Source organism: Kaistia adipata DSM 17808 (assembly GCF_000423225.1).
Taxonomy (GTDB): Bacteria; Pseudomonadota; Alphaproteobacteria; order Rhizobiales; family Kaistiaceae; genus Kaistia; species Kaistia adipata.
This window is the reverse complement of the sequence record NZ_AUHO01000006.1, coordinates 566585-591995: the sequence shown is the minus strand read 5'-3', so window position 1 is coordinate 591995 and position 25411 is coordinate 566585. Positions and strand designations below refer to the sequence as shown.

Here is a 25411-nt window from a genome sequence, read left to right as displayed (position 1 = left end):
GATGCCAACCTGCGTCATGTGAGAAGAAGCAGCCGTCGCGATGGACCCGAACGAACTCGTCGTCATTCTCGAACGGGCGATTGCAAATCTTCCCGATCCATCGGCGGATGGCCGCCGGCGCGTCTATGAGCGCGTCGAGAAGACGATTCGCAACACGTGCACGTCGGCCGACGGCGTGCTCGACAACGAGCGATATCGGGAACTCCGTCGCGATCTCGGCACGGCCATCGCCACCATCGAGAAGCAGGCGCGGGTTTCGGCCCGAACCAACATCCATCCTCAAGCCGTCGCGGCTCCGGCCCCACCGCCGCCGGCGCCGGCGTTGGAGCCCTCGGTCGAGATCCCGCCGCCGCTGGAATATTCCGTGGAGGCGCCCGCGCGGCGCTGGGTGAAACCCGTCGGCATCGGTGTTCTCGTCCTCGCGCTTCTGCTCGGCGGCGCCTATGCCGTGCTGCCAGGCGGGCCGCTAGGCGGACTGGTCGGCGGCGACAGCGCGCCCGCCCAGCCGGAGCCGAAGGCGGATTCCGTCGCCGGCGCGGCACCCGATCCGGCGACGCCGCCGGCTCCTTCGCCGGCGCCCGAAATTGCCGCCAACACGACGGCCCCGCAGCCGGAGCCCGCAAACCCAGAACCGGCGCCGGAGGCCTCTGCCTTCGCGCCCGCCCCCGCCGAGCCGGGCGTGCCGCGCGTCACCGACGTCAAGGTCGCTATCCTGAACGGCGCGTCGGCCTGGCGCGTCGAGCCGCTCTCCGGCTTCGACGCCGACCCTGACGGCGCGCCGGTGATGGCGGTCGCGCAGGACAAGAGTTCGCCGCTTCTGGTTTCGCTCTATTGCGACACGCCGGAGCTGATGGTGTTCCGTGTCGCGTTCGGCGCGGATCCGGACACGTTGCGGCGCGAGCTCGCGGAGCGCGGGCAGCTCGACGGCGTCCAGCGCCAGAGGATCCAGGTCAAGACGGACCGCAACGAGGGCTTCGCCGGCGATTTCCTGGCGCTGACGCAGCACAGCTGGGGCATCCGGCTGGCGCCCGACAACATCGAGACGCTGCGCGCCGGCAAGGAGATCGAGATCTCGGTCAACGATTCGCCGACGGGCACCGTGTCGCTGAGCGGTGCGACGCCGGCGATCGACGAGGCGCTCGCGGGCGCTTCCTGCCGGTAGCCGCTTTCAGCCGCGGCCGCGATAGGGCGCGACGCCCTGGTCCGGCAGCCAGACATGCTCCGGAACCGGACCGGTCTGCCAGAACACGTCGATCGGGATGCCGCCGCGCGGATACCAGTAGCCGCCGATTCTCAGCCAGTGCGGGTCCAGCAGCGCGGTGAGCCGCTTGGCGATGTCGATCGTGCAGCCTTCATGGAAGGCACCGTGGTTGCGGAACGACTGCAGGTAGAGCTTCAGCGACTTGGATTCGACCAGCCAGTCGCGCGGCACGTAGTCGATCACCAGATGCGCGAAATCCGGCTGCCCGGTGACGGGACAGAGCGACGTGAACTCCGGCGCCGTGAAGCGCGCGACATAGAGCGTGTCGGGATGCGGATTGGGCACGCGATCCAGGACGGCCTGGTCGGGGCTCTCCGCGACCTTCACGTCACGGCCCAGTTGCAGCGTGTCGTCGGTCATGGCTGACCTCCTTCAGCGGGGTTCGAGCAGCGTCTGGCTCCTTCTGTCGAACCGCCAGCTGGCAAAGCCTTTCAGTTCCGTGCCGCCCCACCAGCGGTCGATGCCGTTGGTGGCGACGTGGTCCTGCGCGCCGGACAGGATGTCCTCGCCCATGTCGGTGAGGCTGAGCGGCGCCATCACATATTCTGCATGAACTTCGGAATCGGCGTGCGAGTAGCGTGCATGCAGGCCGCTGACCAGCGGGAAGTCGCAGAACGCGAGCGAATCGATGATGGCATAGAACGGCCAGGTGCCCATGAAGGGCGCGTCCTCGGCCTCGCGCGCCTGGCGGAACAGCGCCGCCGGCGACAGCTCGTCCATGCCGACGGCGTCGAGCAGCCGCATCTCGGTGCGGTTCAGTCCCGTGCCGGGTTGCGGCAGCTCCTCCAGGAACCGGGCGAGGGCGTCCTGCAGGAACGGGAACCCCTTGATCGGCTTGGCGGCGCGGCGGGCGATCGGCTCGGGCGTCGGGGCGGTCAGCTCGCTCCAGATCGTCGAGGCGGTCTGGAGCAGGGCCGGGCTCACGCGCACGCCGTCGATGGCGAAGCGCATCACCGTATCCGGGCGCTCCTGCTCGAAGAAGCTGTCCGCCTGCACGAGGACGATGCCCTTGCTGCGCTCCTCGCGGGCAAAGAAGTCAAGCACCTGAACGAGTTGCAGCTGATCGTAGAGATCGTGCTCGAACCAGAGCTCGATGCGGTCGAACTCTGCGTGGCGGCGCATCACGGCGTCCCGCTCGGCGAAGGTGGCCGCGATCGTGTCCTGATCGAACTGGAACTGCGCGGCGAGATGCGCGGCCCGCACGGCCGACACCGCCTCGAGCGTATCGAGCGCCGGCAGCGGACCGTCATGCAGCACGTCACGCCACGGCAGGATGATGGCGCGGCTGCCCGCGGCGGCAAGCAGGTCGGCGGTCTGGTCGCCGTTGGTGATGAGGAGTGTCGTCATGCCGTCTTCATCTTCCGATGCGAGACGGAACGCAACAGGCGTCTCGCCGTCGCGGGCCGCACGGGGCCGCCGTCTCCGCCATTGCCCAGAGTTTCTCGCGCATCCCCTTCCGCCTTGCCGCGCGGCAGGCTAGAAGCTGCCAGAGTTGAGCCGAACCGTCCGAAAACAAGGATTTCCGCATGACCGCCATCATCGATATCACCGCCCGCCAGATCCTCGACAGCCGCGGCAATCCGACGGTCGAGGTCGACGTCCTGCTGGAGGATGGTTCGCTCGGCCGCGCCGCGGTTCCGTCGGGCGCCTCGACCGGCGCGCATGAGGCGGTGGAACTGCGCGACGGCGACAAGTCCCGCTATCAGGGCAAGGGCGTGCTGAAGGCGGTCGAGGCCGTCAATGGCGAGATCTTCGACGCGATCGGCGGCATGGAAGCCGAGGATCAGGCGATGATCGACGGCACGATGATCGATCTCGACGGCACGCCGAACAAGGCGCGCCTCGGCGCCAATGCCATTCTCGGCGTCTCGCTGGCGCTGTCCAAGGCCGCGGCCGAAGCCGCCGGCCAGCCGCTCTACCGCTATGTCGGCGGCGTCAATGCCAAGGTCCTGCCGGTGCCGATGATGAACATCATCAATGGCGGCGCCCATGCCGACAACCCGATCGATTTCCAGGAGTTCATGATCCTGCCGGTCGGCGCGCCGACGCTGGCCGAGGCCGTGCGCTGGGGCTCGGAAGTGTTCCACACGCTGAAGAAGGCACTGAAGGACGCTGGCCACAACACCAATGTCGGCGACGAAGGCGGCTTCGCCCCGAACCTGCCGTCGGCGACGGCCGCGCTCGATTTCGTCGCCAAGTCGATCGAGAAGGCCGGTTTCCGCCTCGGCGAGGACATCTATCTGGGCCTCGATTGCGCCGCGACGGAGTTCTTCAAGGACGGCAAGTACCACTACGAGGGCGAGGGCGTCGTCCGCACCATCGAGCAGCAGATCGACTATCTCGCCGATCTCGCCTCGAAGTTCCCGATCATCTCGATCGAGGATGGCATGAGCGAGGACGACTGGGCCGGCTGGAAGGGCCTGACCGACAAGATCGGCAACAAGGTGCAACTGGTTGGCGACGATCTCTTCGTCACCAACACCAAGCGCCTGTCGCAGGGTATCAAGAGCGGCACCGCCAACTCGATCCTGGTCAAGGTCAACCAGATCGGCTCGCTGACCGAGACGCTCGATGCGGTCTCGATGGCGCACCGCGCCGGCTACACCGCCGTCATGTCGCATCGTTCGGGCGAGACCGAGGACTCGACCATCGCCGATCTCGCCGTCGCGACGAACTGCGGTCAGATCAAGACCGGCTCGCTCGCCCGCTCGGACCGGACCGCCAAGTACAACCAGCTGATCCGTATCGAGGAGCAGCTCGGCACGCAGGCGGAATACGCCGGCCGCAGCATCCTCAAGGGCTGAGGCGGATCCCCGCCTGCGCCGCGTGCGCAGGCGGGCTCCATTCAGGCCTCCGGCGCACGTCCCGCGCCGGAGGCCTTTTCTTTGCGGGTGCCTCGCCCTATGCCGGCCGGCCCGCCGGCTGCTGCTGCGTGATGCAGTGGATGTTGCCGCCGCCGAGCAGGATCTCGCGGGCGGCGATGCCGACGACGCCGCGATCCGGATGCAGCCGGCCAAGGATTTCAAGGGCCTCGCCATCCGTCCTCGGGTCGAGCAGCGGCATCACGACGAGTCCGTTGGCAATGTAGTAGTTGGCGTAGGACGCCGCGAGCCGGCCGCCGCCCCGCCGCTCGGCGCTGCCCTCGACGGCGTCGATGCCGCTCGCTTCCTCATCGGTCATGAAGAGCGGCCCCGGCATCGGGAGTCTGACGATATCGAGCGGCCGGCCACGCGCATCCGTCGTCGCCGTGAGGCGCGCATGGGCATCGCGCGAGATCTTGTATTGCGGATCGCTCGGGTCATCGCACCAGGTCAGCGCCACGACGCCGGGCCGGGCGAAGCAGGCGAGATTGTCGATATGTCCGTCCGTCTCGTCGTTGAACAGGCCGGAGCTCAGCCAGATCGTCTTCTCGACGCCGAGTCGTGCCCCGAGTTCGGCCTCGATCTCGGATCGCGACAGGCCGGGATTGCGGTTCGGGTTGAGCAGGCATTCTTCAGTCGTCAGCAGCGTGCCTTCGCCGTCGACATGGATGGCGCCGCCTTCGAGGATGAATGGCGCGCGGTAGCGTGGTGTCCGCTCGATCTCCAGGATCTTGGCGGCGACGCGGTCGTCCTGGTCCCAGGGCGAATAGAGCCCGCCCTCGAACCCGCCCCAGGCGTTGAAGCGCCAGTCATTGCCACGTAGCCGGCCATCGGCGTCGACGACGAAGCTCGGGCCGGTGTCGCGGCACCAGGCGTCGTTGGTGGTGGCCTCGACCAGGCGGACGGTCGCGGGCAGCCGCTGGCGGGCGTTCTCCCACTGGCCGGCCGAAACCAGCATGGTCACCGGCTCGGCCTCGGCGATCGCGGACGCGACGGCGGCGAAGGCGGCCTGCGCCGGCTTGGCGCCGAGGCGCCAATTGTCGGGCCGCTCCGGCCAGATCATCCAGGTTTCGGCATGCGGCTCCCACTCGGCCGGCATGCGGAATCCGTCGTCGCGGGGCAGGGTCGTCAGCGTCAATGCCATGGTAGCGTCTTGTTAACCTCGTGGGCCCGCGGCAGGGCGGGAATGCCTCGCCGACGCGGCTGTGCTACACCCACGCTACCAAGGACCTTCGACGGATCAAGCCATGCCGCTGCGCGCCCTCCTGTTCGACAAGGACGGGACGTTTCTCGACTTCGCCAAGACCTGGAACACCGCGACCGGCGCGGTGATCGCGACGCTGGCCGAAGGCGATTCCATCGTCGCCGGACGGCTTGCCGAGATCGTCGGCTACGACCTCGACGCCGGATCGCTGATCCCGACTTCGCCCTTCGTCGGCAGCTCGGTCGCGGACCTCAGCCCGCTCTGGGCCGTGGCGCTCGGACTGCCGGCCGAGGATGCCGGGTTCGACGCGCGTCTGCGCGGGCTGTTGCACGAGGCGACGCTGCACGCGGCGGCGCCGATCGGCGCGCCCGGCCTGATCTTCGAGAGCCTGAAGGCGGAGGGCTACGAGCTCGGCGTCATCACCAATGATTCCGAGACCGGCGCCCGCGCGCAATGCGAGCGCCTCGGCCTCGCGCACTGGTTCGAGGCGATCATCGGCTATGATTCCGGCCATGGCCGCAAGCCGGAGGCGGGCCAGATCGTCGCCTATATGGAGCGCTTCGGCCACAAGCCGGAGGAGACCGTCCTGATCGGCGACACGCTGCACGACATGCATGCGGCGCGCGCCGCCGGCGTCATGGGCATCGCGGTCGAGAGCGGACTGCTGTCGGCGGATTCGCTGGGCCCTCACGCCGATCATGTCATCAGCGATATCAGCTACTTGCCGGATCTTCTCAAGGCGATCAACTAGCCGATCGACGCGTGCCGGTGGCGGCCGTCCAGGGTCGTGAGGGCACCATAGAGCTCCGGCCTGCGGTCGCGGAACACGCCCCAGGAGCGGCGCTGATGGGCGATCGCGTCGAGGTCGAAGGTGGCGGTGAGCACCGTCTCGCTGCTGCGATCCGCCTCCGCGACCTTGGCGCCGGTCGGATCGGCGATGAAGGAGGAGCCGTAGAAGGTGATCTCGGTGCCGCTGAGGCCGCGTTCGGTGCCGATCCGGTTGGAGGCGACCAGCGGCATCAAATTGGCGCCGGCGTGGCCTTGCATGACGCGCTGCCAGTGCGCCGCCGAATCGAGCGAGGCGTCCTGCGGCTCCGAGCCGATCGCGGTCGGGTAGAAGAGGATCTCGGCGCCGGCGAGCGCCATCGCCCGCGCGCTTTCCGGGAACCACTGGTCCCAGCAGATGCCGACGCCGATGTTGCCGAAGCGCGTCGGCCAGACCCGGAAGCCGGTGTCGCCGGGGGAGAAATAGAATTTCTCCGTATAGCCCGGCCCGTCCGGAATGTGGCTCTTGCGATAATTGCCGAGCACGCCGCCATCGGCGTCGACGATGGCGATGCTGTTATAGGCGGTCTGGCCGGCGCGCTCGAAATAGCTGACCGGCAGCACGACGCCGAGCTCGGCCGCCAGCCCGGCGAAATGGGCGATCAGCGGGTTGCCGTCGAAGGGCAGCGCCAGGTTGAAATGGTCGTGGAACTGGTCCTGGCAGAAATAGGGGGTCTCGAACAGTTCCTGGACCAGGATGATGTTGGCGCCATCGGCGGCGGCCCGCCGGACGAGCCTTTCGGCGCGGGCGATGTTGCCGCGGCGATCCCAGTCGCATTCCATCTGCGTCGCGGCGACGGTGACCTGGCGCATGATCGATCCTTCTCCGGGGCGGTGAGGCGAATGAGGACGATCCGATAGGGCGCGATCCACCGCCGATCGTCAAGTCGGCCATGGCCCGGACCCTGGCGTTGCGCCCGCCGAGCCGCGCGGCCGGCGTTGAGGCGGCGTACAACCATGGATTTACCACCCTGCGTCACAGTTGCATGGGTTGCGAGATAATGCTGGCGCCTGTCGAATGCGCGAGGCTACTCTCAGCGCACAAGTTTCGTCGGCCCGTCCCAGGGGCCATTGGAAGAAAGCTCCGTCAGGGGCGGGGGATTATCGCTTTGTGCACATCGCTTCTCTATCGTGACGCAGCCGATCGCGCCTATCTGGGCCGCACGCTGGAACTCAGCATCGAGCTGCCCTACCTGATCTCGCTGTTCCCGCGCGATTTCGCCTTGTCGTCGACCGTCGAGGGCCATCCCGCGCTCGAGTGGACAATGCGCCACGCCGTCGTGGCCGTCACCATGCCGTCGGTGCCGCCGGCTCCGGGCAAGGGCTTCGCCCCCGGCGACCTCAAGGTCATCGAGGGTCTCAATGACGCCGGCCTGACCTTCTCGGTCCAGTCCTATCCGAAGGCCGCCGGTCCGCAGGCGCCGGTCGACGCGAGCGAGGCCGCTCTGGCGGCGGAGGATCTCGGCGCCTGGGTGCTCGGCCAGTTCGCCACCGTCGCCGAAGTGAAGGCAGCGCTCGACAAGCAGGCTGTGCTGCTCGCGCCGGTGCCGATCCTCGGCAACATCCCGATGCCCTTCCACTATTCGGTCCATGACACGACCGGCGCCAGCCTGGTGATCGAATTCCACGAGGGCGTCCGCACCGTCTACGACAACCCCGTCGGCGTGATGACCAACGCGCCGCAGTTCTCGTGGCACCTGACCAATCTCAACAACTACGCCTTCCTGAACAACGTCGATCACTCGACGGGCCAGTTCAACGGCTTTGACGTGGCGCAGCCCGGCTCGGGCATCGCCAAGGCGGGCCTGCCCGGCACGGACACGTCGGTCGATCGCTTCATCCGTGCCGCCTACTACGCGCAGTTCGCCGAGAAGCAGACCGATGCCGACAAGGCCGTTCAGATGGTCGCGCACATCATGAACAATTTCGATCGTCCGCGCGGCATCACGATCGATCCGCCCAATCAGGGCAGCGGCCACCTCCATGTCGAGGGCCACGAGATCACCACGATCCCGACGGAATCGACCAGCTGGACCAGCCTGACCGACCTGGAACGCCGTCGCTTCTACATCCGCGACAGCGGCGGCATGAACTATGCCTGCTTCGACCTGCAGGCGCTCGGTTCCGTGACTGCCTTCCAGACGAAGCCGATGGCCAAGCTCGCGCCGGCCGTGACGGACGCCAGCGCAGCCCTGACGGCCGCGGCCTGAGCCTACTTCTGATCGAAGCATCGCCGCCCGTTGGCTCCCGAAGGGGGCAGCAGGGCGGCGATGTCTTTTCCGGCTGCGCCGGCCTGAACGCTTCCGGTCAGCCCTCGTCCGGCTCGGCGAGGCGCTGGAGGATGGCCCGATAGGGCGTCATCAGGCGCTCGTCGTCGAGCGCATCGTCGTCGTTCCAGCTCGCCACCACGCAGTGCACGCGACCGTCGTGCCCGACCAGTCGGGTGGAGAGGTTCAACACCCCGATCTCGGATCCGCCCTTGTAGGCGACGCGCCGACAGCGCGGGGCATCCGCCACGCCGGGATTGATCGAGACCGCCGGCAGCGCCGCCGTTCGGTCGAGCAGGGCGCAAAGCTCGCGGGCGGTCAGGAACCACTCCACTGAGTGGGTCGCGTTCGGGCTGATCGCGGTCGGCAGCAGCGCGCCGGCAATCTGCTTCACGGTCGCGCGCCGGGCCTCGGTGTCGGCCGTCTTCCAAGTCTCCCGCAACTTTGCATTCGTTTCGGTCTTCAGCGTGAAGAACTCGCGCGTCGTCAGGAACGGCGCGTCGGTGGCTGTCACGTCTTCGACCGCGTCGCGGCCGACCAGCGCGATCAGCGCGTCCGTCGCGGTGTTGTCGCTGATCGAGATCATCAGATTGGCGAGCGTCGCGACGGTGACGGGCGTTCCGGCCGGCCAGTCCTGCAACTGTCCGGTCGGCAGCGATTTCCATGCCGCGTCGAGCGGCACGACGGTGTCCCAGGCGAGCCGGCCCGCCGAAATGGCCTCGTCCAGCGCGGCGAGGATCGCGAGCTTGGCCGCGGACCCGACGGCGAACGGCGTGTCGGCATTGCGGGCGATGACCTCGCGGCCATCGCTCAGGACCAGCAGCGCCGTCTCTCCCGGTAGCGCACGGATGGTCGCGGCATGGTCGTTGATCTCGCCCGCGATCTCCGGCGCGCCGAACCAGAGGCCGGCGATGCGGCCCGTGCCGTCGAGCGTGATGCTGGCGGGGATGGCGGCGCGCTCCAGGCGGATCCGGAAGCCGCCATCGGCTTTCGGCTCGATCGCCTGGAGGGCGCCGTATTGCGCGCGCAGCCCGGCGATCAGGCGCCCCACTTCTGCGGCCGGCACGGCGGCGAGGAAGCTCGACGTGAAGCGGTCCGGAGCCGGTTGATCCGTCTTCAGCAAATGCTCGAGCGTGGCCGCCGGCGTTTCGGCCCTCGCGCTGACGGGAGCGAACCCGGCCAGCAGGCCGACACAGGCGACCATCGTGAAGAGGCGTCCCAACAGGCCCATCATGCTCCCCTCCCGGTATTGGACACCGGCAGGGTGCGCCGATCCGTCCGTCGTTGCCTGGCAGCCGTCCATGGCGGCGGCGCGCCGCCCGCGCTATCCTCGATCGAAGGGAACGGCGCCTCGGCTCCGCCGTTGGCTGGAATGCAAGGGAGTAGCGCCATGGACACGTCGACCGTCAAGACCCTGAGGCTCATCGATCCGAGTCTGGTGAAGGGCCAATGCTATGTCGACGGCGCCTGGGTGGGCGAGGGATCGATCCCCGTCACCAACCCCGCGACGGGCGATGTCATCGGCATGGTGCCGAATTTCGGCGCTGACGAGACGACGAAGGCGGTCGAGGCCGCCGCCGCGGCCTTCAAGAGCTGGTCCGCCAAGACGGCGAAGGAGCGTTCGAAGCTGGTCCGCCAGTGGTTCGAGCGGATCCGCGCCCATCACGACGACCTCGCCATGATCGTGACGTCGGAGCAGGGCAAGCCGCTCGCCGAGGCGAAGGGCGAGATCGACTACGCCGCGGCTTACGTCGAGTTCTACGCCGAGGAGGCGAAGCGGATCGCCGGCGAGACGCTGCCGAGCCATCGCGCCGATGCTCGCATTCTGGTGCTGCGCCAGCCGACCGGCGTGGTCGCGGCGATCACGCCCTGGAACTTTCCGGCCGCGATGATCACCCGCAAGGTGGCGCCGGCGTTGGCGGCGGGCTGCACGGTGGTGCTGAAGCCGGCGGGCGAGACGCCGCTGACCGCCCTGGCGCTGGCCGAGCTCGCAGACCGGGCCGGCATTCCGCCTGGCGTCTTCAACGTCGTCACCGGCAGCGCCAGCCAGATCGGCGGCGTGCTGACGTCGCATCCGGCGATCCGCCTCGTCAACTTCACGGGCTCGACCGAGATCGGCAAGCTCCTGATGCGGCAGGCGTCGACGACGGTGAAGAAGGTCGCGCTGGAGCTCGGCGGCAATGCGCCGTTCATCGTCTTCGACGACGCGGATCTCGATGCCGCTGTCGAGGGCGCGATGATCTCCAAGTTCCGCAACATGGGCCAGACCTGCGTCTGCGCCAACCGCATCTATGCCCAGGCCGGCATCCATGACGCCTTCGTCGCGAAGCTGACGGCGGCCGTCGAGAAGCTCCGGGTCGGCAATGGCGCGGAGCCGGATATCACGCAGGGGCCGCTGATCAACGACAAGGCGGTGGCCAAGGTCGAGGAACACCTCAAGGACGCGACCGCCAAGGGGGCGACGATCGCGGTTGGCGGCCATCGCCACGAGCGGGGCGGCACTTTCTTCGAGCCGACCGTTCTGACCGGGGCGACGCGCGACATGCAGATCGCGCGCGAGGAGACGTTTGGGCCGATCGCGGCGGTGTTCAGGTTCGAGACGGAGGAGGAAGTCGTGAAGGCGGCCAACGATACCGAGTTCGGCCTTGCCGCCTATTTCTATTCGCGCGACATCGGCCGCATCTTTCGGGTCGGCGAGGGGCTCGAATACGGCATCGTCGGCATCAATTCCGGCGTGATCTCGACCGAGCTGGCGCCGTTCGGCGGCGTCAAGGAGAGCGGCAACGGCCGCGAAGGCTCGCATCACGGCATCGATGAATTCGTCGAGAAGAAATATCTTCTCGTCGCCGGCCTCGATCGGTAGCCGCCATGTCGAAAGCGGTCCGCTGGCAGAGCTGGGATGGCGAGGGCCTCGAGCACATGGTGTTCAGCGACCGGCCGACCGGCGCGGTCGCCGAGGGCGCGCTGATTTCGGGCGGCGACGCACGTTTCGCCGCCCGCTACGAACTGACCTGTCATCCGAACGGGTTGGTGGCTCAGGCGCGCGTCGCCGTCGTCGGCGGGCCGTCGATCTCCCTGCAATCGGACGGCGACGGGCTCTGGCGCAACAGCGAGGGCAAGCGCGTGCCGGCGCTGGTCGGCGCGCTCGACGTCGATCTCTCGGCCAGCCCCGTCACCAACGCGCTGACCATCCGAAGGCTGCGCCTGGAGGAGGGCGAGGCGCGCGAGATCACCGCCGTCTATGTGCGCTTCCCCGATCTCGAGATCGGGCTCGACCATCAGCGCTACACCTGCCTCGAGGCGGGCCGCCGCTATCTCTACGAGGCGGTCGACGGCACGTTCCGCGCCGAGATCGAGACGGAGGAGAGCGGGCTGGTGACGCTCTATGACGGGCTGTTCCGCCGGGTGCCGTGAAAGCCGTGCACGACGACATCGTGGCTCCCTCTTCACCTCTCCCATGGGGAGGTCGGAACGAAGCTCCGGGTGAGGGGCAGGGAACCCGCCGGAGAGGATTTTGCCCCTCACCCGCCGGCCTCCGGCCGTCGATCTCACCCTCGGGGAGAGGTGAACAGGAGCGGTCCTAGGTCGGGCGCCAGGCGCGGCCCAAGAGCCTCGCCATCAGCGCCCTCGAGGCGTCGCGCGGGGCGAAGGCGAGCATGGCCATGCGCGGCTCGGCGACCGCCGTCCGCTCCGGCATCGGTCCCGCCGAGCTCCTTGCGTTTCGAGCCTGAAAATTTCGCTGCCGTTTCATCGCGCCTCTCATGGCGCGGATCCTAGGCCGGCTCCGTCTCAGCGGGATGACAGGGCGCGCAGGTGGACCTAGGCGTCGGCCACCTTGCCGTCCTCGCCGAGCGGGTCGTAGGTGCCGAAGGTCCATTCATAGCCCTCGAGGTCGCGGCAGGAATATTGCCGCGATCCATAGTCCGTATCCTCCAGCGGGCGCGTCACCTTGGCGCCGCCGGCAATCGCCTTGTCGTGATGGCCATCGACGAAACGGACGGAGAGATAGAGGCCGCCGGCGCCGCCGCTCGCCGTGCGGCCGCTCGCCACGATCTCCGGGCTGAAGCCGCCGACCATCACCATGTCGACGCCGAAACGGAGCTCGGCATGCAGGAGCTCGCCGTCCGGCAGCTCGTGCATCGTCGTCAGCTCGAAACCGAAAGCCTTGACGAGAAAGCCGATTGCCGCGCGCGGATCGCGATAACGCAGCACCGGGAAGATGTGGGAAGAATGGACCATGCCGAAATTTCAGCCTCCTGCTTAGGCGCGGATCTGGGGGGCGGCCGCCTGGGCGAGAGCCTGCTCGAAGACATCCTCCGGCTGGCAGCCGGAGAGGGCGGAGCGCCGGTTGAACACGAAGAACGGCACGCCGCTGATGCCGCCCTGCGCCGCGTCGAGCGCCAGCTGGCGGGTGATCGCCAGTTCCTCGGCGTCGGTCGCGAGCTGGCGCGCTTCCTCGGTGGTGAAGCCGTGCCGGGCGGCGATGGCGGCGAGAATCTCGGGGTCGGCGACGTTCCGCGCGTCCATGAAATGCGCCCGGAACAGCGCCATGGCGAGCGCCTCCTGAGTGCCCTTCTCGAGCGCGTGGCGGATCAGCGTGTGCGCCGCCGCCGTCGGGCGCTGGCGCGGCTGCTTCGAGAGGTCGAGCGCGATGCCGGTCTTGCGCGCCTCGGCCTCGACGCGCGCGAACATGGCGGAGGGATCGCCGCCGAAGCGCTTGCTGAGCTTCTCGGCGACGTCGATGCCTTCCGGCGGCACGTCGGGGTCGAGGAAGAACGGGTGGTGGACGATGCGGGCGGCGGCGCCGGTCCTGGCGAGCACCTTCTCCAGCCGGGCGACGCCGATGAAGCACCAGGGGCACACGATGTCGGTCACGACGTCGATCTGGAGGTCCGGCATTTACATTCTCCCACTGCGTGGTAAGGCCGCGTCAACCAATCGGAAATGAACGTCAGCTATACCAAGACTGCGTGACCGAGGACACAGGCGCGGCAACGCATCGGTGCTATGGCTCCCCGGCGATTTGATTCCATTCTCAGGATAAAACCATGCGTATCGCTTTCGCGGCGTTCTTCGGTCTGATCTTCGGCGGCATTGTCGGCGTCGGTACCGGCGTCGGAATCGGCATGCTGCTGCAGCGCATCGTCAATGTCGGTTGCAGCGGCGGCGACTGCGCCTATTTCGTCATGTTCTGGGCCGGCATCGGCCTGGTGATCTGCGCGCTGCTCGGCGCCATCCTCGCCGGCATCATGAGCCGCGACAACATCCGCGCCAGCCTGCCGCGCCACTCCTGAGCCCGCTTCGGCGCCTCAGGCGTCGTCGAAGGCGGGATGATACTGGACCGCGCCCGCGGGAATCGCGGGCGTTTTGCCGTCCTGCGGTGCCAGCGCTAGCGCCATGAAATATTCCGGCGGCACGCCCGCATAGGTCAGGCGCGGATCGGCGCGGAAGCCGAAGCGCCCGTAGAACGCCGGATCTCCGACCAGCACGCAGCCGCCTGCACCGAGCGCCGCCAGCCGTGCCAGGCCCGCCTCGATCAGGGCGCGCCCGATGCCGCGTCCCTGCAGCCCCGGCTGCACCGCGACCGGCCCCAGCCCGTACCAGCCTTGCTCCTTGCCATCGACCTCGACGGGGGAGAAGGCGATGTGGCCCACCAGCTTGCCGTCTGCCTCCGCTACCAGCGAGAGCGTCAGCGCTCCGGCGTCGCGCAGGGCGCCGACCAGCCTTGCCTCGCCCTGATTGCTGTGCGGATGGCCGAGGAACGCGGCGTCAACCAGGGCTTTGATCGCGGCATAGTCGGCTGTGGTTTCGTCTCTGATGATCATTTGGGCAAACTAGCAAGTCTTTGCCTATGGCAACAAGTCTATTTCGTTTTCAATTTTGAAACAATGAACTCGAATATTGGCAATTAATATTTGAGTAAATACTTGTTGTGCGCTGCAAAAGGCAGCGTTAGTAATTGTCGAAGCTGAAGAGAAAGCGAATTCGTCTGATCGTATTGGGTGCGGTTATGACTGGATTGCTGTGCATGAACGGACGCTGCGACGTGAACAAACCTATCAAGAGCCAGCTCGAGCCGGTTTTTCCCACGCAAACCAAAGCGACACTCCGAATGGTGCTGGGTGGCGCCAGCGATCGCGCCGTTCTTGCTGCCGGGCCGCTGGCGCATCTCGTCACCTTCACCGACGAGCTGTTCTGCAGCGATGGCACGATCCGCGACGTCTATCCCGTGATCGCTGTCGCGGCCTCCGCCGCGGCCAATGCCGAAGTCGAGGCGGCGATCGCCGCGCTGGCGAAGTTCGCGACGATTCCCGCGCCGCCGGTGATCCGCATCGAGCGCGACCAGGACGGCATTGCCGCGCTCATCCAGACGGTGCTCCAATCCGGGCTCGGACGGATCTCGAACCATGCGCGCACGATGGCGGCCGAGCTCGTCATGCTCCGGCGCGAGCGCGAGACCCTGTTCGAGAATTTCCGCGTGCTGGAGGACGCCTTCCGGGCCCGCAACTGGGAGCCGGCCAGCGAGATCTTCGCGCATGACGCCTTCGTCGATCCGAAGGACGAGGGCATCGGCCGCCTGATGCGCGAAAGCTGGGTGGAGCAGCTTCTTCCCGTCTCGAGCTTCGGCGTCTCCGGCTTCGCGCTGCATTTCCGTGATGTCGCCAAGGGGGCCGGCGAGGTCATCGTCACGCTCGACTATGTCGAGAGCGGCGAGGGCGTCGCCGAATGGCTGGTGCCCTTCTCCGATCTCTCCGCCGGTTGGAACTTCTTCTCGCTGCCCAAGGCCTGCGACGGCAGCCCGCGCACGCTGCGGCTGCGCGTCTCGGCCAATGGCGCCGAGCCGCCATCGCCGTCGCTCGGCCATCCGATCGCCAGCCATCGCTATGCCGCGCGCTCGCGCTCGCTGCACGGCGATCTCGATCACCGGCCGCTGGCGATGAAGATCTATGCCGGCGTGCCCGGCGTACGGCCGACGGCGCTGCCGAACTCGATCGCGCCGAGCGCGCTGATGAGCGGGCGACGGATCGAGGATTACCGCCTGCCGCTCGACGCGCTGCGCGCCGTCGCCGACGTCTCGGTCAGCCCGATCGTGCCCGATTTCCAGACCATCCGTTTCCTCGAGCACGAGGATGCGATCGTCTGCCACCCGCTGCCGGCCGGAATCTCGGCCGGCGCCATCGCCAATGTCGTCGCGCCCGGCACGGTGCGCTTCGCGGCGCGCGCCACGATCGACCATCCCGATGGCAAGCCGGCGCGGGTCGGCTTCCTGCTGGCGCCGAGCGCCGCCAATCTGCGTTCCGAGATCGCCGTGCTGGAGCGCGAGGGCGCCGCGCGCCGCTCCGCCTATTTCAGCGGCTGGCGCGACGTGGTGGCCGGTGAATCGGCCAGCATCAACATCATGCTCGACAGCCCGATCCAGCGGACGATGAACCTCGTCGTGCTGAGCCGCGCCAAGGAGGATTCGGTCGATTTCTCCTGGCTCAAGGTGTTCGACTTCCGCCTGGTCCGCCACTTCGACGTCGAGGCGCGCGGGGAGGCGGTCCATGCATAGCGTGGTCCTGGATCGCGAGGGCACCGATCTCGTCGGCGGCGAAGCGGCGGATCTCGTCGTCATCGCCATGCCCCTCTATGGCCATGCGGCGCTGGCGATCGAGGCGCTCGAAACCGCCTTCGCCTCGCAGACGAGCTGCCGGATCGAAGTCGTCGTCTCCGTCGATGGCGATCCGCGTCGCGAGGTCTTCGACGCGCTGACGCTCTACGCGGCGACGCGGCCGGAGCTGCATGTCATCTTCGGGCCGAATGCCGGTCCCGGCGGTGCTCGCAACCGGGCGATCGACTTCATCGTCGGGAACCTGCCGGATGCGAAGGCCGTCTATTTCCTCGATGCCGACAACCGCGTGCTGCCGACCACGATCGAGACGCTGTATCAGCGCCTTGTCGAGGCGCAGTGCGGCTGGGTCTACACCAACATCGACACGTTCTCGGTGCGCTGGGGCGCGCATTACGGCGACCGTTACTCGCGGCTGACGCATTGCGTCTCCGACAATATTTGCGACACCGGCTCGATGATCTCGATCGACGTCTTTCGCGCCGGCGTGCGCTTCGACGCCGATCGCCAGAACGGCTTCGAGGACTGGGAGTTCTGGCTTTCCTGCATCGAGGCGGGCTTCGTCGGCGCGCCTTGCCACGATACGGCGTTCGAATACCGCCTCCGGGCCGAGAGCCGCTTCAAGGAGGCGAACCGCGACCGCGCCGCCTCGGTCAGCTTCCTGCGCCGTCGGCACAAGGCGCTGTTCCGCCGGTCGACCCTCGTCGACTTCGAGCACGAGGAATGCCCGCGCTATGCTTTCCTGAGGACCGGCGACGGCGCCATCGGCTGCTTCACCGATCCGACCAAGCCGGCGTCCGAACTCGACTTTGACGAGGCGATCCGGGCTTTCTGGGGCAGCGCCGCCGAGCCGGACAACGTCCATTTCCCGCCCTTCCTGGCGGCGGCGAGCGGCGAGACGCTGAAGCTTCTGAAGCAGTCGCGGCTCTGGCCGAACCTGCTCATGCATCTCGAGCGCGCGACGGAGGCGGCGAATGTCGTCTTCGTGCAGATCGGCAACGCGACCGCCGAGCGCGGCATCGACATCGAGGTGCAGCCTTCCGGCTATGTCCGCAAGGGACGGGCCGACCTGGTCTTCGTGTCGTCGACGATCGTGCGCGACGCGATCCAGAACGACGCGCTGGGCTGGCTCGGCTCGATCGCCTCGGACCAGATCTGGCCGACCGTCGCCGTGGTGAAGGTCCGCTTTCCCTTCCCCGGCGCAGCCCCCAAGCGTTCCTCCGCGACGCCGGAGCAGTCGCTGATTAACCTCGTGCAGACGATCGCCACCAGCCCGCTGAAGTCGATGGCGGATCGGCGCTGGACCTGGCGCGGCGCGCGGCTGCCGGCCTTGTCCGAGCTCTACAAGCAGTTGCGCACCGAGGTCGGTGGCGCGCCCGTGCTGCCGCTCGGCCAGGCCCGCGACGGCAAGCGCACGCTGGCGCTGCTGGTGCCGAACGCCTCGTTCGGCGGCGCCGAGAAGGTCGCCTTCGCGGCGGCGCGCGAACTCAAGGCGGAGGGATACGAGACCCATCTCTTCGTGCTCGGCTCGGCCCGCATGGACGTGCTCGACGAGTTCGACGGCGCGTTCGACCACATCCATTTCTGGAAGGCGGGCATCCCGGCCTGGGGTGGCTCCAACCGCTTCCTCGGCCAGGACTTCATCGCCGAGCATCACGACATCGACTGGAACGCGCTGAAGGGTCTGCTTTCCGGCTTCGACCTCATCATCAACAACCACGTCATGGCGGTGCATCCGCTGATGGCGCGGTTGCGATCCGAGGGGGCAAGGACCGCCTGCTACCTGCACGTCGTCGACGAGACGCCGCTGCGGCGCCCGGCCGGCCAGCCCTTCGCGGCGATCGCGCACGAGCATTGCTACGACGCGTTCCTGGCCTGCTCGGAGCAGCTCAAGGTCTATCTGCACAGCTATGGCGTGCCGCTGGAGAAGATCTTCGCGGTCGCCAACGCGCCCAGCATCTCGGTGAAACCGAAGATGATGGCGGAGATCGCCGAGCACCGGCAGCAGCGGGCGCCCGACGCGCCGCTGAAAGTCCTCTATATGGGCCGCTTCGAGCCGCAGAAGGGCATCGACCGCATCCATGCAGCGCTGCAGGACCTGCGCGCCCGCGGCGTGCCGTTCGAGGCGCTCGCGGTCGGCGGCGAGATCCTGGCCGAGCAGCCGAGCTCCTGGACCGGCAAGCTCAAGGAAATCGGCGTCGCCGTCCGTCCGCCCGTTTTCGGCGGGCGCGAAATCGCCAGCGTGCTCGCCTGGGGCGACATCCTGATCATGCCGTCGCGCTGGGAAGGCGCGCCGCTGATGATCGCGGAGGCGCAGCTGGTCGGCTGCGTGCCGGTCGCGACCGCCGTGGGCGCCGTGGACGAGCTCGTCACGGACGGCCGCGACGGCATCCTGATCGAGGGGGAGGCGGATCTGAAGATCGTCGCCGACCTCGCCGCAGCGGTCGAGGCGCTCGCCCGCGATCGCGGCCTGCTCGGTCGTCTGCGCGACGGCGGCCTGTTCACGGCGTCGGGTCGTTCCTGGGCGGCATCGTTCGGCGCCTTTGTCGAATGGTGCGACCAGGCGGTGACACCCACCCCGCGGATCGTCGCCCGCGCACCGCGCCGGGCGGCGCAGACAACCAACAACGAGATTGAGGTTTCGGCCGTCGCCTGACGACGCCGGGACAAGAGGAGAGGTGCGTCTATATGCGTTCGCGGATCCTGGTCACGGGCATTCCCGGCCACTACACGAGGCTCGTTCGGAGCGCCAAGGGCGCGACGGTGCACTATGGCGAGCAGCAGCTGCAGCCGGAGAGCAAGGAAGCCTTCCTGCGCGAGCTGACCAACATCAGCAATACCGGCAACTACCTGATCGGCGAGGGCGCGCTGCGCGCCATGCCGTCGAACGCCACCCAGGTGCCGTTCTGGCACCTGCACAATGCCTGCACCAACGGCACCGGCCTCGACGAGATCAATTCCAATTTCGACATCTGCGTCTTCACGTGCGCCAACCTGCTGCGCAAGGGCCTCTCGGCGGATGCCGAGGCGCTCGTGCTGAAGAACCTCAACATGCCGATCGTCATGCTCGGCATCGGCATCCAGAACCGCGCCGACCTCGAGGAAGGGCTGCCCGAGGGCACGCAGAAGCTGCTCGACGTGCTGAAGGGCAAGGAACACTATTTCCTCACCCGCGGCCACGAGACGGCCGAGTTCCTGAAGTCGCGCGGCTTCTCCTTCGTGCGCCCGACGGGCTGTCCTTCGGTCTATTTCCTACCCGACAACATGCGCGCGGCGCTGAAGCGCCTTCCGGAGGTCAAGGTCGGCAGCGGCCGGACGGTGTTCTCGGGCTATCTGGGCGCGACCGAGGAAGCAGTCCGCGACGTCAATATGCTGAGCAAGCCGGAGAGCGAATCCTTCTACGTCGTGCAGGACGAGTTCCTGCATTTCGACATGAAGGTCGAGCCGAACCAGGACGGCCGGGTGTTCGATTCCACCTCGGGCCAGATGATCGGCGATCTCAAATACAAGGCGCAGGACCAGCTGCAGCGGAAGCTGAAGCTGCACACCTTCTTCGACACCAACCAGTGGCGCGCATGGACCTCGTCGATGGATTTCTCCATCGGCCGCCGCTTCCACGGCAACATCATCGCCCTGCAGTCGGGCGTGCCCGGCCTGATGGTGGCCGTCGATGACCGCATGCGCGAGATGTTGCGCTTCACCGGCCTGCCGTCGGTCGAAGCCTCGGCGCTCGAGGCGGCCAATGACCGGGCCGAGTTCGTCGCCGACCATCTCGCCGACCTCAACGTTCCGCAGGTGGTCGAGAAGTACAACGATCGCGAGAGCAATTTCCGCGCGACCTTGCGCGACATCGGCCTGAACTAGCCTTTCACGCCCGCCCGTTCCGACAGACCGGAGCGGGCAGGGCCGTTCTCAGCCCCTGGCCTTCCCCGCATTCAGAGGACGAGCGTCATGCGCATCTTGCTGACCGGCATCCCTTCCTATCTCCAGCGCACCGTCTCCGGCGTTTCCGGCGCCGCGGTCCGTCATCGGCCCTATTTCGACGACATCCTGACCAAGAAGAACGTCATCGATCAGGTCAAGAAGATCGCCAATACTGGCAATTACTTGATCGGCGAGGGCGCCGGCCATGCCTTGCAGGGCCACGACGTCACCTATGTGCCGTTCTGGCATCTCGCCAACAGCCTGTCGTCGCAGGACGTCTATGACGAGCTGGCGCGGACCTTCGACATCTGCGTCTTCGCCTCGGCGAACCTGCTGCGGCCGGGCCTCTCGGCCGATCTCGAGGCGCAGGTGTTCGAGAAGCTGAATCTGCCGGTCGTCGTAATGGGCATCGGCATCCAGAAAAAGGCGAACCTCCGCGACGACTTGCCGGCCGGCACGCAGAAATTCCTCGACGTGCTGCGCGCCAAGGAGAGCTATTTCCTGACGCGCGGCTACTTCACCTCGGAGTTCCTCAAGGAGCAGGGGATGAAGTTCGTGCGGCCGACCGGCTGCCCGTCGCTCTATTTCAACCCGAACGGCATGCGCCAGGCGCTGACCAAGATCGCCAATCCCGAGCTGGTGGAAGCGCAGAAGATCGCCTTCGGTGGCTATCTCGGCAGCGTCGCCGACACGATCGTCGACGCGCATGTGCTGCTGAAGCCCGACAGCACCGCGCACTACGTCATCCAGGACGAGGTGACCGTCTACAACATGAACATCGTCGGCGACGACCAGACGCTCGCCTACGACCCGCCGTCCGGCCGCCTGATCGCGCCGATGGAGTACAAGCACCAGGAGAAGTGGCAGCGCAAGAACGAACTGCACGTCTTCTTCGACACCAATCGCTGGCGCACTTGGGCCTCGCAGCTGGATCTGTCCTTCGGCCGCCGCTTCCACGGCTGCATCATCACCATGCAGGCCGGAATTCCCTCGCTGATGATCGCCGTCGACGACCGCATGCGTGAAATGCTGGAATTCATCGGCTTCCCGCATCTCGAGGCCGGCGTCTGGAACCGCGAGACGCAGAAGAAGGCGTATCTCAAGGAGTTCCTGTCGACGATCGACGCGCAGGCGTCGCTCGACCGCTACAATGCCTGCGAGTTGAATTTCCGCACCGCGCTGAACGACATCGGCATCAAGCAGGCCGCGCTCGCGCAGCCGGCGAAGGTCGCGCCGCCGGCGCCGACCCTCGCAGCCGCGGCACGGGCGCATGAGCCTGCGTAGCCGGACGCGCGCGCGCATCGCCCCGGCGCTCGTCGCCGGGGCGATGGTCCTGCTGACGGCGGGCTCCGGCGCCTCTGCCGCCGAGCTCGGCTTCAACCGGGTCAATCTCGGCTGGAAGAAGCCGGACGAGCGGCAGGACGTCATCGACGCGATGAAGCGGAGCGGCGTCGCCTCCGTGCGGCTGTCGCTGAGCGCGCCGGTCGAACCGAGCCTCGACGCCGTCCGCGCCGCGCATGCGGCCGGCTTGCGCGTGCTGCTGGAAATCTCGCTCAACAACCGCGCCTTCTATCCCGACGGCACCTCGCGGCGCTCGGCCAAGGGCAAGAGTTTCGACGTCTACCGCCTCTCCGACCTCGATCCCGAGCGCTATCGCACCGTGCTGCGCCAGACATTGGCAGAGCTGGACCGCCTCGGCGTCGAACTGGTCGGCATCGAACCCGGCAACGAGATCAACTGGGCCGGCTACAATGGCGACCTCGCGGTCAGCGCGGATGCCAAGGCGGCGCCGACCAAGAGTGATCCGACCAAGAGTGATCCGGCCAAGGTGGTGGAAGGGCTTGCGCGCTATGTCGACATCGTGCGGGTGACGCGCGAGGAGATGGCGGCGAGCCGACTGAACAAGAATGCCAAGCTGATCTCGGCCGGCCTTTCCGACATGCCGGTGCCGTTCTCGCGCCGCATCGGGCTGGAGATCGTGCCGGCGCCGGACTGGACCGCCCGCATGCAGGCGCTCGGGCTCGATGCGCTGGTCGATGCCTACGGCATCCATGTCTATCCCGGCAGCACCGGCACGCGCGCCCGCCGCGACGGCCTCGTTCGCGAGGCGTTGTCGTTCTGCGGGCCGGACGGCGCGGGCAAGCCGTGCTGGATCACGGAATGGGGCGTCGCCAACACCTCGCCGCGTTGCCCCATCGACGACAAGGTCCGCGCCGCGCAGGTGGAGCAGGTGCGCGCGATCATCGACGCCGATATCGCCGCCGGCCGCGTCGAGGCCGCCTACTATTTCGATTGGGACAGCGAGACGCCCTACAGCGTCTGGCGCTGCGGCAGCCTGTCTTCGGCCGGCCGCGCCGCCATCCGGCCGATGGCCGACTGATGTCCCGGTCCCCGGCATAACCTTCAGGGAGGACGGCGCATATGGCGCTCCGCACTATCGTCATCGGCGGCTCGAACACGGTCATGCAGCCGGGCTACTGGCCGAGCCTCCTGACCAGCATGGCGCGGCGCGGGCACGCGCTCGACGTCGTCGCCGATCTCTCGGTCGGCGGCACGACGTCGGGCTTCGGCCTGTTCCAGCTGAAGTCGCATCCGGGCCTCGCCGAGGCCGACCTGCTGATCATCGAGTACGCGCTGAACGACGCCTTCGTCTATGGCGACGAGCGGCGGCCGTTTCGCCACTGGGCCCGCTTCTACGAGGGCATCATCCGCCATGCGCTGGAGCTGAACCCGTCGCTGCGCGTCGTCTCGCTCGTGTTCGGCGCCCGCGGCGGCACCTATGTCAGCGCGGTGCCGTCGATCGACGCCGGCATGCACTACATCTCCGATTGGTACGAGACGTCGGTGATCAACGTCTCGCGCAGCCTGATGCGCCGCTTCGGACGCGAGGTCGTGACCGATCCCGCCTTCTATTCCGACCAGGGCCACTATGCGCGCCCGATCGCCACCTCCATCGTTTCCGACATCGTGGCGGATGAGCTGGAGCGGGTTCTGAGCCTGCCGGTACGGCCGCGCGCCCTGCCGGTGGCGGTCGATCCGCATCATTTCGCCGGCGCCAGCATCATCGACGCGAAGACGCTGGTCGAGACCTGCGGCCTGCCGGCGCGCGAATACAAGAACCGCCGCTTCGCCGCCACGACCGCCGATCTCGGCGGCCACCGGCTGAAGCTCCAGTTCGAGAAGGGCAGGCCGCTCGCCTTCTCCTATGTCTGCTCGCCCGAGATCGGCGCGCTGCAGGTGACGATGGGGGGCGAGACGGTCGAGGCGGCGATGCTGAAGGGCGGCGTGCGCGACGGAAATTTCAAGTTCCTGCTCTCGATGCTGAGCTGCGAATTCCTCTATCCCGGCCCCGCGCTGCTGCAGGAGCCCGCGAGCCTCGCCTGCACGATCGAGGTCGCGCGCGGCGCGCCGCGTCCCAACCGGCACTTGCCGAAGGATAATGTCACGCATGGCGCATGGGACCCGGCCGCGCAGACCGCGCTGCCGTTGCTCGGCATGCTCTATACGGGAACGTTGAAATCCTGCGTCGCCGAGGCGGTCGAGAGAGACAGGCCTCAGCCGGTGGCGGCGAGCGTCGAGCGGGTTGCGGCAGCCCCCAGCATCTGAGCCATGATCGCGCGCTGGCGCGCCAGGCAGCGGTCGAGCGCGTAGCGCTCGATGATCGTCTGGCGCGCCTGAATGCGCATGTCGACGAAGGATTGCGGGCGCGCGAGAACGTCGAGGATGGTGTCGGCGAGGGCGTCCGGCTCGAAGAATGGCACCAGAAGCCCGTTCTGCCCGTGGCTGATGACTTCCTCGACCGGCGCCGTGGCCGAGCCGATCACCAGCGCGCCGCAGGACATCGCCTCCAGCACCGACCAGGACAGCACGAACGGGTAGGTGAGATAGACGTGGGCGGCCGAGATCTGGAAAAGCCGCGTCAGCGTCTCATGCGGCACCTGGCCGGGGAAGAAGGCGCGCGCCGGATCGAGCGGCGTCTCTTCGAGGATTGCCTCCTTCCAGGAGCGTCCGTCGCTGCGCGCCGCGCCATAGCTGTTTGAATCACCGCCAACGAAGACGAAGACCGCGTTCGGGTTGCGCTCGAGGACGCGCGCCGCCGCCTTCACCGCCTGTGGAAAGCCGCGATAGGGTTCGAGATCGCGCGCCGCGAAGGTCACGACCGGATCGCCGGCGCGGATGACCCGGCCGTCTGGCAGGGTAAGGCCACGGCTGCGATCGGGGCGGAACCGCCTGACGTCGATGCCGTCGTGGCAGGTGGCGATCCGCCGGCGGGCGCCTTCGGGATAGCGGCTGCGCTGCCATCCGGTCGGGCTGATGCCGGCCTCGATCGCGTCGAGCGTCACCAGCTGGGCGGCGTTGCGCAGACGCAGGCGCTGGCGGACGCCGAGATTGATCACGTCGGCCGGGTCGAAACCGACATCGGCGCCTTCGGCGTGGTAGTAGAACTCGCAATAGCCGAGGGCAGGCACCTTCGGCACGACATCCTTCACGAACATCATGCTGCCCCAGCCGATATGGCCGAGCACGATGTCGGGTGGCCCTTCGTTCCTCACCAGCGCGTCGAGCGTCTCGGCCACGCGCAGGCCGAGGCGGACATGATGCTCGGTGGTGGCGAGCGGGCTGCTGCGAATGGCGTGTGGCTGCGCCGGGGGCTCGGCCCTGTGGCGGAGGATGCGCACGCCCGGAAGGCGGCGATCCACGCTTTCGGTGATCAGCGTCACCTCGCCGCCGGCGGCAGCGAGATTGGCGGCCAGGTGCTCGAACTGGCCAACGCCGCGTCTGTGGATGAAGAGGACCTTCATGCGGTCAGGGCGCCCCGGCAATGGCGGGGCTGCCGTCCGTTACGCGCCGTAGCGCGTTGCATTGGTCCAAACCAGCTCCAGCTTCTGGAGCAGGCGATAGGCGTTGTCGAGCTCGCGCGATTCCCCTTCGTCCCGCACCAGCAGGCGGTGATAGGTGTCGTCGGTGGCGCGCAGCGCCTGGCAGAGGTCATGCCCCTTCTGCGACAGGCTGATCCGGGCCGAGCGACGGTCGCGCTGCGAGGCGACGCGGTCGATATAGCCGAGATCGACCAGCTGCTTCAGGTAGTAGGAGACGTTCGAGCCGAGATAGTGGCCCTTGTCCAGGAGGTCGCGGACCGAGAGGTCGCCATTGCCGATGGTGAACAACACCATCACCTGGGCCGGGCCGATATCGCCGACGCCGAGCTTGCCCATCTCGATTCGGAGCAGGTCGGTGAAGCGCCGATTGACGCGCTCGATGGTCCTGGCCAGCTCGAAATGAGTGACATGTCCCCCGTCATTGTCGATTGCCGCCGTGGGAATGCTCGCATTTGCGAGATTGCTACCAGCCGCAGTCTTGATATTCGACTCTTCGACTTCTACCGCCGCTTGCAGAAGTTCTCGTGTCATTTTGGCCCCGCATTGCTAAGTTAGTTCAACTTTTGAAGCATTGTTATAA

23 protein-coding genes are annotated in these 25411 nt (G+C 67.4%); 13 read left to right on the top strand and 10 right to left on the bottom strand.

The window, feature by feature from the left end; all coding sequences use genetic code 11:
- The first annotated feature begins 40 nt into the window (after positions 1-40).
- A complete protein-coding gene (locus G539_RS0103045; protein ID WP_029073890.1) occupies positions 41-1162 on the top strand; it encodes a hypothetical protein in 1122 nt (373 codons plus the stop codon).
- A 6-nt stretch (positions 1163-1168) separates the two neighbouring features.
- Here the strand turns inward: G539_RS0103045 and queF are convergent, their stop codons facing one another.
- Together queF and G539_RS23520 are read right to left on the bottom strand one after the other, a co-directional pair.
- The gene (gene queF / locus G539_RS0103040) at positions 1169-1621 is read right to left on the bottom strand and encodes a preQ(1) synthase (RefSeq protein WP_029073889.1); all 453 of its coding nucleotides are present in this window, start codon (positions 1619-1621) and stop codon (positions 1169-1171) included.
- A gap of 12 nt (positions 1622-1633) precedes the next feature.
- Positions 1634-2608, bottom strand: a complete 975-nt coding sequence (locus G539_RS23520; RefSeq protein ID WP_051231046.1) for a hypothetical protein — start codon at positions 2606-2608, stop codon at positions 1634-1636.
- Positions 2609-2787: 179 nt separating this feature from the next.
- Here G539_RS23520 and eno point away from each other — a divergent pair, with 179 nt between their 5' ends.
- Complete coding sequence (gene eno, locus G539_RS0103030; protein ID WP_029073888.1) at positions 2788-4065, top strand: phosphopyruvate hydratase; 1278 nt, start codon at positions 2788-2790, stop codon at positions 4063-4065.
- Between the two features lie 97 nt (positions 4066-4162).
- On the opposite strand, the gene aguA is transcribed toward eno, so the two are convergent.
- On the bottom strand, positions 4163-5266 hold the full coding sequence (gene aguA, locus G539_RS0103025) for an agmatine deiminase (RefSeq protein WP_029073887.1): 1104 nt from the start codon (positions 5264-5266) through the stop codon (positions 4163-4165).
- Between the two features lie 103 nt (positions 5267-5369).
- Here aguA and G539_RS0103020 point away from each other — a divergent pair, with 103 nt between their 5' ends.
- On the top strand, positions 5370-6077 hold the full coding sequence (locus G539_RS0103020) for an HAD family hydrolase (protein ID WP_029073886.1): 708 nt from the start codon (positions 5370-5372) through the stop codon (positions 6075-6077).
- On the opposite strand, the gene aguB is transcribed toward G539_RS0103020, so the two are convergent.
- Positions 6074-6964 carry an N-carbamoylputrescine amidase gene (aguB, locus tag G539_RS0103015; RefSeq protein WP_035829904.1) on the bottom strand — a complete coding sequence of 297 codons (891 nt, stop codon included), beginning with the start codon at positions 6962-6964 and terminating at the stop codon, positions 6074-6076. The two genes, G539_RS0103020 and aguB, sit on opposite strands and share 4 nt — an antisense overlap.
- A gap of 296 nt (positions 6965-7260) precedes the next feature.
- Here aguB and G539_RS0103010 point away from each other — a divergent pair, with 296 nt between their 5' ends.
- Entirely contained in the window at positions 7261-8361 is a 1101-nt protein-coding gene (locus G539_RS0103010; protein WP_029073884.1) for a linear amide C-N hydrolase, read from the top strand.
- A 97-nt stretch (positions 8362-8458) separates the two neighbouring features.
- Here G539_RS0103010 and G539_RS0103005 read toward each other — a convergent pair whose 3' ends face one another.
- Complete coding sequence (locus G539_RS0103005; protein ID WP_169516606.1) at positions 8459-9652, bottom strand: serine hydrolase; 1194 nt, start codon at positions 9650-9652, stop codon at positions 8459-8461.
- Between the two features lie 156 nt (positions 9653-9808).
- Between G539_RS0103005 and G539_RS0103000 the strand changes: the two genes are divergently transcribed.
- Both G539_RS0103000 and G539_RS0102995 read left to right on the top strand, forming a co-directional pair.
- Positions 9809-11281 carry an NAD-dependent succinate-semialdehyde dehydrogenase gene (locus tag G539_RS0103000; RefSeq protein WP_051231044.1) on the top strand — a complete coding sequence of 491 codons (1473 nt, stop codon included), beginning with the start codon at positions 9809-9811 and terminating at the stop codon, positions 11279-11281.
- Between the two features lie 5 nt (positions 11282-11286).
- Positions 11287-11832: a putative glycolipid-binding domain-containing protein gene (locus G539_RS0102995; RefSeq protein WP_029073881.1), complete on the top strand. Its 546-nt coding sequence runs from the start codon at positions 11287-11289 to the stop codon at positions 11830-11832.
- 405 nt (positions 11833-12237) lie between these two features.
- On the opposite strand, the gene G539_RS0102985 is transcribed toward G539_RS0102995, so the two are convergent.
- Entirely contained in the window at positions 12238-12657 is a 420-nt protein-coding gene (locus G539_RS0102985; protein ID WP_029073880.1) for a VOC family protein, read from the bottom strand.
- A 21-nt stretch (positions 12658-12678) separates the two neighbouring features.
- Positions 12679-13317 (bottom strand): DsbA family oxidoreductase, encoded by a 639-nt coding sequence (locus G539_RS0102980; protein ID WP_029073879.1) that lies wholly within the window; start codon positions 13315-13317, stop codon positions 12679-12681.
- Between the two features lie 149 nt (positions 13318-13466).
- Between G539_RS0102980 and G539_RS0102975 the strand changes: the two genes are divergently transcribed.
- A complete protein-coding gene (locus G539_RS0102975; RefSeq protein WP_029073878.1) occupies positions 13467-13712 on the top strand; it encodes a hypothetical protein in 246 nt (81 codons plus the stop codon).
- Between the two features lie 15 nt (positions 13713-13727).
- On the opposite strand, the gene G539_RS0102970 is transcribed toward G539_RS0102975, so the two are convergent.
- On the bottom strand, positions 13728-14243 hold the full coding sequence (locus G539_RS0102970) for a GNAT family N-acetyltransferase (RefSeq protein WP_029073877.1): 516 nt from the start codon (positions 14241-14243) through the stop codon (positions 13728-13730).
- A gap of 287 nt (positions 14244-14530) precedes the next feature.
- On the opposite strand from G539_RS0102970, the gene G539_RS0102965 reads away from it, so the two are divergent.
- The 6 genes from G539_RS0102965 to G539_RS0102940 all read left to right on the top strand — a co-directional run bounded on the left by G539_RS0102965 (position 14531) and on the right by G539_RS0102940 (position 23557).
- The gene (locus G539_RS0102965) at positions 14531-15970 is read left to right on the top strand and encodes a DUF6212 domain-containing protein (RefSeq protein ID WP_029073876.1); all 1440 of its coding nucleotides are present in this window, start codon (positions 14531-14533) and stop codon (positions 15968-15970) included.
- Complete coding sequence (locus G539_RS0102960) at positions 15963-18683, top strand: glycosyltransferase (protein WP_051231043.1); 2721 nt, start codon at positions 15963-15965, stop codon at positions 18681-18683. Before G539_RS0102965 ends, G539_RS0102960 begins: the two co-directional genes overlap by 8 nt.
- Before the next feature lie 32 nt (positions 18684-18715).
- On the top strand, positions 18716-19891 hold the full coding sequence (locus G539_RS0102955) for a polysaccharide pyruvyl transferase family protein (RefSeq protein ID WP_029073874.1): 1176 nt from the start codon (positions 18716-18718) through the stop codon (positions 19889-19891).
- Between the two features lie 87 nt (positions 19892-19978).
- Positions 19979-21235, top strand: a complete 1257-nt coding sequence (locus G539_RS0102950; protein WP_029073873.1) for a polysaccharide pyruvyl transferase family protein — start codon at positions 19979-19981, stop codon at positions 21233-21235.
- Positions 21222-22331 carry a glycoside hydrolase gene (locus tag G539_RS0102945; protein WP_245576783.1) on the top strand — a complete coding sequence of 370 codons (1110 nt, stop codon included), beginning with the start codon at positions 21222-21224 and terminating at the stop codon, positions 22329-22331. Before G539_RS0102950 ends, G539_RS0102945 begins: the two co-directional genes overlap by 14 nt.
- A 41-nt stretch (positions 22332-22372) precedes the next feature.
- Positions 22373-23557, top strand: coding sequence for an SGNH/GDSL hydrolase family protein (locus tag G539_RS0102940; RefSeq protein WP_029073871.1), 1185 nt, complete (start codon positions 22373-22375; stop codon positions 23555-23557).
- On the opposite strand, the gene G539_RS0102935 is transcribed toward G539_RS0102940, so the two are convergent.
- Together G539_RS0102935 and G539_RS0102930 are read right to left on the bottom strand one after the other, a co-directional pair.
- A complete protein-coding gene (locus G539_RS0102935) occupies positions 23506-24753 on the bottom strand; it encodes a glycosyltransferase family 4 protein (protein WP_029073870.1) in 1248 nt (415 codons plus the stop codon). The two genes, G539_RS0102940 and G539_RS0102935, sit on opposite strands and share 52 nt — an antisense overlap.
- A gap of 39 nt (positions 24754-24792) precedes the next feature.
- The gene (locus G539_RS0102930) at positions 24793-25362 is read right to left on the bottom strand and encodes a MarR family transcriptional regulator (RefSeq protein ID WP_084639758.1); all 570 of its coding nucleotides are present in this window, start codon (positions 25360-25362) and stop codon (positions 24793-24795) included.
- Between the last annotated feature and the right edge of the window lie 49 nt (positions 25363-25411).

What these genes read in the sequence shown, in the direction of transcription:
- G539_RS0103045 (WP_029073890.1), top strand. Translation starts at nt 41, where the DNA reads ATGGACCCGAACGAACTCGTCGTCATTCTCGAACGGGCGATTGCAAAT.
- queF (WP_029073889.1), bottom strand. Translation starts at nt 1,621, where the DNA reads ATGACCGACGACACGCTGCAACTGGGCCGTGACGTGAAGGTCGCGGAG.
- G539_RS23520 (WP_051231046.1), bottom strand. Translation starts at nt 2,608, where the DNA reads ATGACGACACTCCTCATCACCAACGGCGACCAGACCGCCGACCTGCTT.
- eno (WP_029073888.1), top strand. Translation starts at nt 2,788, where the DNA reads ATGACCGCCATCATCGATATCACCGCCCGCCAGATCCTCGACAGCCGC.
- aguA (WP_029073887.1), bottom strand. Translation starts at nt 5,266, where the DNA reads ATGGCATTGACGCTGACGACCCTGCCCCGCGACGACGGATTCCGCATG.
- G539_RS0103020 (WP_029073886.1), top strand. Translation starts at nt 5,370, where the DNA reads ATGCCGCTGCGCGCCCTCCTGTTCGACAAGGACGGGACGTTTCTCGAC.
- aguB (WP_035829904.1), bottom strand. Translation starts at nt 6,964, where the DNA reads ATGCGCCAGGTCACCGTCGCCGCGACGCAGATGGAATGCGACTGGGAT.
- G539_RS0103005 (WP_169516606.1), bottom strand. Translation starts at nt 9,652, where the DNA reads ATGATGGGCCTGTTGGGACGCCTCTTCACGATGGTCGCCTGTGTCGGC.
- G539_RS0103000 (WP_051231044.1), top strand. Translation starts at nt 9,809, where the DNA reads ATGGACACGTCGACCGTCAAGACCCTGAGGCTCATCGATCCGAGTCTG.
- G539_RS0102995 (WP_029073881.1), top strand. Translation starts at nt 11,287, where the DNA reads ATGTCGAAAGCGGTCCGCTGGCAGAGCTGGGATGGCGAGGGCCTCGAG.
- G539_RS0102985 (WP_029073880.1), bottom strand. Translation starts at nt 12,657, where the DNA reads ATGGTCCATTCTTCCCACATCTTCCCGGTGCTGCGTTATCGCGATCCG.
- G539_RS0102980 (WP_029073879.1), bottom strand. Translation starts at nt 13,317, where the DNA reads ATGCCGGACCTCCAGATCGACGTCGTGACCGACATCGTGTGCCCCTGG.
- G539_RS0102975 (WP_029073878.1), top strand. Translation starts at nt 13,467, where the DNA reads ATGCGTATCGCTTTCGCGGCGTTCTTCGGTCTGATCTTCGGCGGCATT.
- G539_RS0102970 (WP_029073877.1), bottom strand. Translation starts at nt 14,243, where the DNA reads ATGATCATCAGAGACGAAACCACAGCCGACTATGCCGCGATCAAAGCC.
- G539_RS0102965 (WP_029073876.1), top strand. Translation starts at nt 14,531, where the DNA reads ATGGTGCTGGGTGGCGCCAGCGATCGCGCCGTTCTTGCTGCCGGGCCG.
- G539_RS0102960 (WP_051231043.1), top strand. Translation starts at nt 15,963, where the DNA reads ATGCATAGCGTGGTCCTGGATCGCGAGGGCACCGATCTCGTCGGCGGC.
- G539_RS0102955 (WP_029073874.1), top strand. Translation starts at nt 18,716, where the DNA reads ATGCGTTCGCGGATCCTGGTCACGGGCATTCCCGGCCACTACACGAGG.
- G539_RS0102950 (WP_029073873.1), top strand. Translation starts at nt 19,979, where the DNA reads ATGCGCATCTTGCTGACCGGCATCCCTTCCTATCTCCAGCGCACCGTC.
- G539_RS0102945 (WP_245576783.1), top strand. Translation starts at nt 21,222, where the DNA reads ATGAGCCTGCGTAGCCGGACGCGCGCGCGCATCGCCCCGGCGCTCGTC.
- G539_RS0102940 (WP_029073871.1), top strand. Translation starts at nt 22,373, where the DNA reads ATGGCGCTCCGCACTATCGTCATCGGCGGCTCGAACACGGTCATGCAG.
- G539_RS0102935 (WP_029073870.1), bottom strand. Translation starts at nt 24,753, where the DNA reads ATGAAGGTCCTCTTCATCCACAGACGCGGCGTTGGCCAGTTCGAGCAC.
- G539_RS0102930 (WP_084639758.1), bottom strand. Translation starts at nt 25,362, where the DNA reads ATGACACGAGAACTTCTGCAAGCGGCGGTAGAAGTCGAAGAGTCGAAT.